Below are 6300 nucleotides of genomic sequence, written 5' to 3' on the forward strand. Positions count from 1 at the left end.
GGGGGGTGGGGTGAAGGCCCCACGCACCGGAGATGCTGTCACCCCCACCCTGTCGGCTTCGCCGACCGACCTCCCCCCTCCAGGGGGAGGTGAAGACAAAGCCCACCCTCCCCGCTTCCACACGCTCACGGTCGCCGACGTACGGCGCGAGACGCCCGACGCCGTGTCGGTGGCGTTCGTGGTACCGGCCGATCTGACCACCGACTATCAGTTCGAGCCCGGCCAGTACCTGACGGTGCGAACGACGATCGACGGCGAGGAGGTGCGGCGCTCCTACTCGATCTGCGCCGGCCCCGGTGACGGCGAGCTGCGCATCGCGGTGAAGCGGGTGGAGAACGGCCTCCTGTCCTGCTGGATCAACGACAGCCTGAAGGCCGGCGACCGGATCGACGTGATGACGCCGACCGGCCGGTTCGGCCTCGTGCAGGCGCCCGGCAACGGCCGCGTGCACGTGGCCTTCGCGGCCGGCTCCGGCATCACGCCGGTGATCTCGATCCTGCGCGGCGTGCTGGCGCGCGAGCCGGACAGCCGCTTCTTCCTGTTCTACGGCAACCGCTCCAGCGCCGGCATGCTGTTCCTGGAGGAGCTGGAGGAGCTGAAGGACCGCCATCTGGGACGCCTCTCGCTGTTCCACGTGCTGAGCCAGGAGGAACAGGATCTCGACATCCTCAACGGCCGGCTCGACGGCGACAAGGTGCGGCGGCTGCTGACCGCGTTGGTGCCGGCCGCGGTGGTCGACCACGCCTTCGTGTGCGGCCCGACCGCGATGATCGAGGATCTGGTGCCGACGCTGCACGCCCTCGGCATTCCCGACGACCGCGTCCATGTCGAGCGGTTCGTCTCGGCGCTCGGCGGAAAGCCGCGGCCGCCCGTCCCGGTGGCGCCCGACGCGCCCCCCGCCCACATCGCGTCGCTGATCGTCGACGGCAAGCGTCGCGACGTGCCGGTCGCCGAAGGCGAGGCGATCGTCGATGCGGCACTGCGCGCCGGCCTCGACCTCCCCTTCGCCTGCAAAGGCGGCATGTGCTCCACCTGCCGCGCCAAGCTGGTCGAAGGCACGGTCGAGATGGCGGTGAACTACGCGCTGGAGCCGTGGGAGCTGAAGGCCGGCTACGTCCTCACCTGCCAGTCGCGCCCGACCTCGAAGACCGTGGTGATCGACTACGATCAGGTGTGAGGGTCTCGCGTCCCGGACGCGGTGCAACGCATCGCGAGCCGGGACACGAGGCGTCCTCATCACTCTCTCATTTGCCCTCATGGTGAGGAGCGCTCCGCAGGAGCGCGTCTCGAACCATGCGGCCACCAGTCCTTATCGACGGTGGCCGCCCTCGCCCTTCGAGACGGCTGCTTCGCAGCCTCCTCAGGGTGAGGACGGGGAGAGACTGTACCCTCGAATTCACCCCTTCGGGCGGTTGTCGACGATGCGCTTGGCCTTGCCGACGACGGTGCGCTCGACGCCGCCGGGCGGGTGCAGCACCAGGCGGGTCGACACGCCGATCAGGTTCTTGATGTGGCGCACCAGCTCCTTCTCGCTCGCGGCGCGGTCGATGGCGTGGGCGCGGTCCTCGCGCACCTCGGCATGCACCGTCATCTCGTCGAGGCGGCCGTCGCGGGTCAGCTCGATCTGATAGTGGCCGGAGCAGAATTCGGTGGCGAGCAGGATCTCCTCGATCTGGGTCGGGAAGACGTTGACGCCGCGCAGGTTGATCATGTCGTCGGAGCGGCCCGTCACCTTCTCCATGCGTCGCATGCCGGGGCGCGCGGTGCCGGGCATCAGCCTGGTCAGATCGCGGGTGCGGTAGCGGACGATCGGAAACGCCTCCTTGGTGAGCGACGTGAAGACCAGCTCGCCCTTCTCGCCGTCCGGCAGCACCTCGCCGGTCATCGGATCGATGATCTCCGGGTAGAAGTGATCCTCCCAGATGTGCAGCCCATCCTTGGTCTCGACGCACTCTTGCGCGACGCCCGGCCCGATCACCTCCGACAGACCGTAGATGTCGGTGGCGTCGAGCCCGAAGGCCTTCTCGATCTCCTCGCGCATCGCGTTGGTCCACGGCTCGGCGCCGAAGATGCCGAACTTCAGCGACGAGGAGCGCGGGTCGAGGCCGGCCGTCACGAAGCCGTCCAGGATGGTGAGCATGTAGCTCGGCGTCACCATGATGGCGTCGGGCTTGAAGTCGTGGATGAGCTGCACCTGCCGCTCGGTCATGCCGCCCGACATCGGGATGACGGTGCAGCCGAGCCGCTCGGCACCGTAATGCGCCCCGAGACCACCGGTGAAGAGACCGTAGCCGTAGGCGACATGCACCATCATGCCGGGCCGCACGCCGGCGGCGCGGATCGAGCGCGCCATCACGTCGGCCCACATGTCGACGTCGGCCTGCGTGTAGCCGACGACGATCGGCTTGCCGGTGGTGCCGGACGAGCCGTGGATGCGCGCCAGCTTTTCACGCGGCACTGCGAACAATCCGAAGGGGTAGTTGTCCCGAAGATCGTTCTTCATCGTGAAGGGGAACTTCGACAAATCCGAGAGGTCGCGGAAATCCGACGGGTGCAGGCCCGCCTCCTCGAACTTCCTCCGGTAGAACGGCACGTTCTCGTAGGCGTGGCGGAGAGACCAGGCGAGACGCTCGCGCTGCAGCGCCTGGATGGCGTCGCGCGAGGCGCGCTCGGCGGAATCGAGTCCATCGACGATGGTGCGGTCGAACGCAGCAACCGGGGGAGCCATGGTCATCGATCCTCCACGTGTTCTTGTCGGGCCGTCAGGGTGAGGGCGTGTCGGCCGCCGCCGCGCCGCCGTCGATGAAGGAGCCGCCGACCGTGCGCGAATGGCCGCGGAACTCGGCGATCGGCACACCGTCGACGCTGATGCGCACGTCGTAGAGGCCGGAGCGCGCCGAGCGCGACACCTCGCGGGCCTCCGCCACCAGCCGCGCGCCCCGCGGGCCCGGGCGGATGAACGTGATGCTGCAGTGCGCCGCGACGGTGACGAGCCCGTAGGAATTGCAGGCATAGGCGAAGGCCGTATCGGCGAGCGCGAAGATGTAGCCGCCATGGGCCGTGTCGTGGCCGTTCACCATCGTGTCCTTGACGCTCATGGCGAGCGTCGCGGTGCCCGGACCGACCGCGAGGATCTCGATGCCGAGATTCCGGCAGGCGGCATCGTTGGCCCACATGGTGTCGGCGGCGACGCGGGCGGTCTCGTCGGGGGAGCGCGTCTGCGGCGCGACGGCGGCGGTCACGACGACCTCCCGGAGAATTTCGGTGCACGCTTCTCCAGAAAGGCGCGCACGCCCTCGGCATAGTCGGGCGTGGCGCCCGCCTTGCGCTGCAGGTCGCGCTCGAGATCGAGCTGGGCGTCGAGATCGTTGTCGGCGGACGCGTTGAGCGCCTCCTTGGCCAGCGCGAGGCCGACGGTCGGCTGCGTCGCGAGATGCGCCGTCAACGTCTCCGCCTCGGCCGCGAGCGCCGCGTCGTCCACGACCTTCCAGATCAGGCCCCAGGCCTCGGCGCGCTCGGCCGGCAGCGGCTCGGCCAGCATCGCCAGCGCGCGGGCGCGGGCGTCGCCGATCAGCCGCGGCAGGAAGAAGGTGCCGCCGGAATCCGGCACCAGGCCGATCTTGGCGAAGGCCTGGATGAACTTCGCGGAGCGCGCGGCCAGCACGATGTCGCAGGCGAGCGCGATGTTGGCCCCGGCCCCGGCCGCGACGCCGTTGACGGCGCACACCACCGGCTTGCGCAGGGCGCGCAGCCGTCGCACCAGCGGATTGTAGAAGGCGTCGATGGTGGCGCCGAGGTCGGCCGGGCCGACGCGATCCGAGAGATCCTGGCCGGCGCAGAAGCCGCGCCCGGCGCCGCTGAGCAGCACGGCGCGGCAGGCGTCGTCGGCGCCCGCCTCGTCGAGCGCCGCGGCGAGACGCCGGTGCATCTCCTCGTTGAACGAATTCAGACGGTCGGGCCGGTTGAGGACGAGGCGAACCCATCCATCGCGACGGTCCACGAGAACCGAAGGCTCCACGAACTTCTCCCTGGGTCGGGCTCTGGCGGCCCTTGAATTAACCGATCGATCGGTTAATCTTTGGACCAATTTAGCGCACGGGGCGCCGGTGTCAACGTTCCACGCGAGGACGTAGCGGACGCCTCCGAACGAAACAACGCCGCATCGCGGCAGGAGGACGCCCATGACCCACATGCAGAGCATCCGGATGCTGGCGAGCTTCGTGCAGGACCGCTGGGTGACGCCGACCGACGGTCTCGTCGACATCCCGAGCGCCATCGATGGCCGCACGGTGGCGTGTGCCTCGAGCGACGGCGTCGATTTTGCAGCCGCGGTGCAGCACGCGCGCGAGGTCGGCGGCCCGGCGCTACGCGCTCTCACCTTCCACGAGCGGGCCGACCGGCTGAAGGCGCTGGCGGCCTTCCTGTCGGAGCGCAAGGAGGCGCTCTACGCGCTCTCCGCCGACACCGGCGCGACCAAGCGCGACAATCTGTTCGACATCGACGGCGGCATCGGCACGCTGTTCGCCTACGCGTCGCGCGGCCGCCGCGAGCTGCCGGCCGAGCGTTTCGTGATCGAAGGCGGCACCGAGGCGCTGTCGCGCGGCGGGTCGTTCGTGGGGCTGCATGTGCTCACGCCGCTGAACGGGGTCGGCGTGCACATCAACGCTTTCAATTTTCCGTGCTGGGGCATGCTGGAGAAGCTCGCGCCGACGATTCTCGCCGGCGTGCCCGTGATCACCAAGCCGGCGACCGCGACCGCCTATGTGGCCGAGGCGCTGGTGCGGCTGATCGTCGAGGCGAACGTGCTGCCCAAGGGCGCGGTGCAGTTCGTCTGCGGCTCCGCCGGCGACTTGCTCGATCACCTCGGCGGCCAGGACGTGGTCTCCTTCACGGGCTCGGCGGAGACGTCGGAGCGGCTGCGCAACCATCCGTCGATCGGTCGCAACGCCGTGCGCTTCATCGCCGAGCGGGACTCGCTCAACGCCGCCGTGCTGGGCCCCGACGCGACCGCCGGCTCGCCGGAGCTCGACCTGTTCGTCAAGGAGGTGGTGCGCGAGATGACCGTGAAGGCCGGGCAGAAGTGCACGGCCGTCCGCCGCATCGTCGTGCCGCGGTCGCTCGAGACGACGGTGACCGATGCGATCAAGGCACAGCTCGACAAGATCACGGTCGGCGATCCGCGCCGCGACGAGGTGCGCATGGGCCCGCTCGCCTCGCTGTCGCAGCGCGCCGCCCTGCGCGACGCCGTCGCGGCGCTGAGCGCCGAGACCGAGATCGTCGCCGGCGATCCGGAGCGCGTCGCGCCGGTGGGCGGCGATGCCGACAAGGGAGCCTTCATGGCTCCGGTGCTGCTGCGCTGCGCCGAGCCGCTCCGCGCGCGCCGCGTCCACACCATCGAGCCGTTCGGCCCGGTCGCCACCGTGATGCCCTACGACACGCTCGACGACGCGGTCGCGATCGTCGCCAAGGGCGAGGGCAGCCTCGTCGCCTCGGTGTTCACCTACGACGAGGCGGTGGCCGATGCGCTGGTGTTCGGCCTCGCGCCGTTCCACGGCCGCGTGCTGATCCTCGATCGCGACTGCGCGAAGGAGTCGACCGGCCACGGCTCGCCGCTGCCCGGGCTGGTGCACGGCGGGCCCGGCCGCGCCGGCGGCGGCGAGGAGATGGGCGGCCTGCGCGGCGTCTTCCACTACATGCAGCGCACCGCCCTGCAGGGGTCGCCGGCACGGCTGGCGTCGCTCACGCGGACATGGCTGAAGGGCGCGCCGGCGCCGGTCGCCGCCGTGCATCCCTTCAAGCGCGAGTACGAGGCCCTCGCCGTTGGAGACACGGTCGAGACGGGATCGCGAACCATCACGATCGCCGACATCGAGCACTTCGCCGACTTCACCGGAGATTCCTTCTACGCCCACATGGACGAGGCGGCCGCCAAGGCCAACCCGTTCTTCCCGGGCCGCGTCGCCCACGGCTACCTGATCCTGTCCTTCGCGGCCGGGCTGTTCGTCGATCCGGCGCCGGGCCCGCTGCTCGCCAATTACGGGCTCGACAACCTGCGCTTCTTGAAACCCGTCTCGCCCGGCGAGGCGATCAGGGTGCGCCTCACCGTGAAGGAGAAGCGCCCCGCCAGGAAGCCCGAATACGGCGAGGTGCGCTGGGACGTCGAGGTGTTCAACCAGGACGGCGAGACGGTCGCCCGCTACGACCTCCTCACCATGAGCGCCCGCCGCGACGCGTCCAGCAGCGCCGCCGCGGCGTGAGACTGTATCCGCTGCCTCCCTCGTCCCGGGGCGCGGCCAGATC

5 protein-coding genes are annotated in these 6300 nt (G+C 70.0%); 2 read left to right on the top strand and 3 right to left on the bottom strand.

Annotated elements, in window-relative coordinates:
• Window positions 1-49 precede the first annotated feature (49 nt).
• Entirely contained in the window at window positions 50-1177 is a 1128-nt protein-coding gene (gene paaE / locus CH341_RS24855) for a 1,2-phenylacetyl-CoA epoxidase subunit PaaE (RefSeq protein WP_111421669.1), read from the top strand.
• Between the two features lie 219 nt (window positions 1178-1396).
• On the opposite strand, the gene paaK is transcribed toward paaE, so the two are convergent.
• From paaK to paaG, 3 genes are all read right to left on the bottom strand, one after another.
• A complete protein-coding gene (gene paaK / locus CH341_RS24860; RefSeq protein ID WP_425376210.1) occupies window positions 1397-2734 on the bottom strand; it encodes a phenylacetate--CoA ligase PaaK in 1338 nt (445 codons plus the stop codon).
• 28 nt (window positions 2735-2762) lie between these two features.
• On the bottom strand, window positions 2763-3176 hold the full coding sequence (gene paaI, locus CH341_RS24865) for a hydroxyphenylacetyl-CoA thioesterase PaaI (protein ID WP_111421670.1): 414 nt from the start codon (window positions 3174-3176) through the stop codon (window positions 2763-2765).
• Window positions 3177-3238: 62 nt separating this feature from the next.
• A complete protein-coding gene (paaG, locus tag CH341_RS24870; protein WP_111421668.1) occupies window positions 3239-4018 on the bottom strand; it encodes a 2-(1,2-epoxy-1,2-dihydrophenyl)acetyl-CoA isomerase PaaG in 780 nt (259 codons plus the stop codon).
• A gap of 163 nt (window positions 4019-4181) precedes the next feature.
• Here paaG and paaZ point away from each other — a divergent pair, with 163 nt between their 5' ends.
• A complete protein-coding gene (gene paaZ, locus CH341_RS24875) occupies window positions 4182-6257 on the top strand; it encodes a phenylacetic acid degradation bifunctional protein PaaZ (RefSeq protein WP_245431239.1) in 2076 nt (691 codons plus the stop codon).
• The last annotated feature ends 43 nt before the right edge of the window (window positions 6258-6300 follow it).

Source organism: Rhodoplanes roseus (genome assembly GCF_003258865.1).
Classification (GTDB): domain Bacteria; phylum Pseudomonadota; class Alphaproteobacteria; order Rhizobiales; family Xanthobacteraceae; genus Rhodoplanes; species Rhodoplanes roseus.

Coding starts and splice junctions, on each gene's coding strand:
- paaK (WP_425376210.1), bottom strand. CDS start 2,734: ATGACCATGGCTCCCCCGGTTGCTGCGTTCGACCGCACCATCGTCGAT.
- paaI (WP_111421670.1), bottom strand. CDS start 3,176: ATGTGGGCCAACGATGCCGCCTGCCGGAATCTCGGCATCGAGATCCTC.
- paaZ (WP_245431239.1), top strand. CDS start 4,182: ATGACCCACATGCAGAGCATCCGGATGCTGGCGAGCTTCGTGCAGGAC.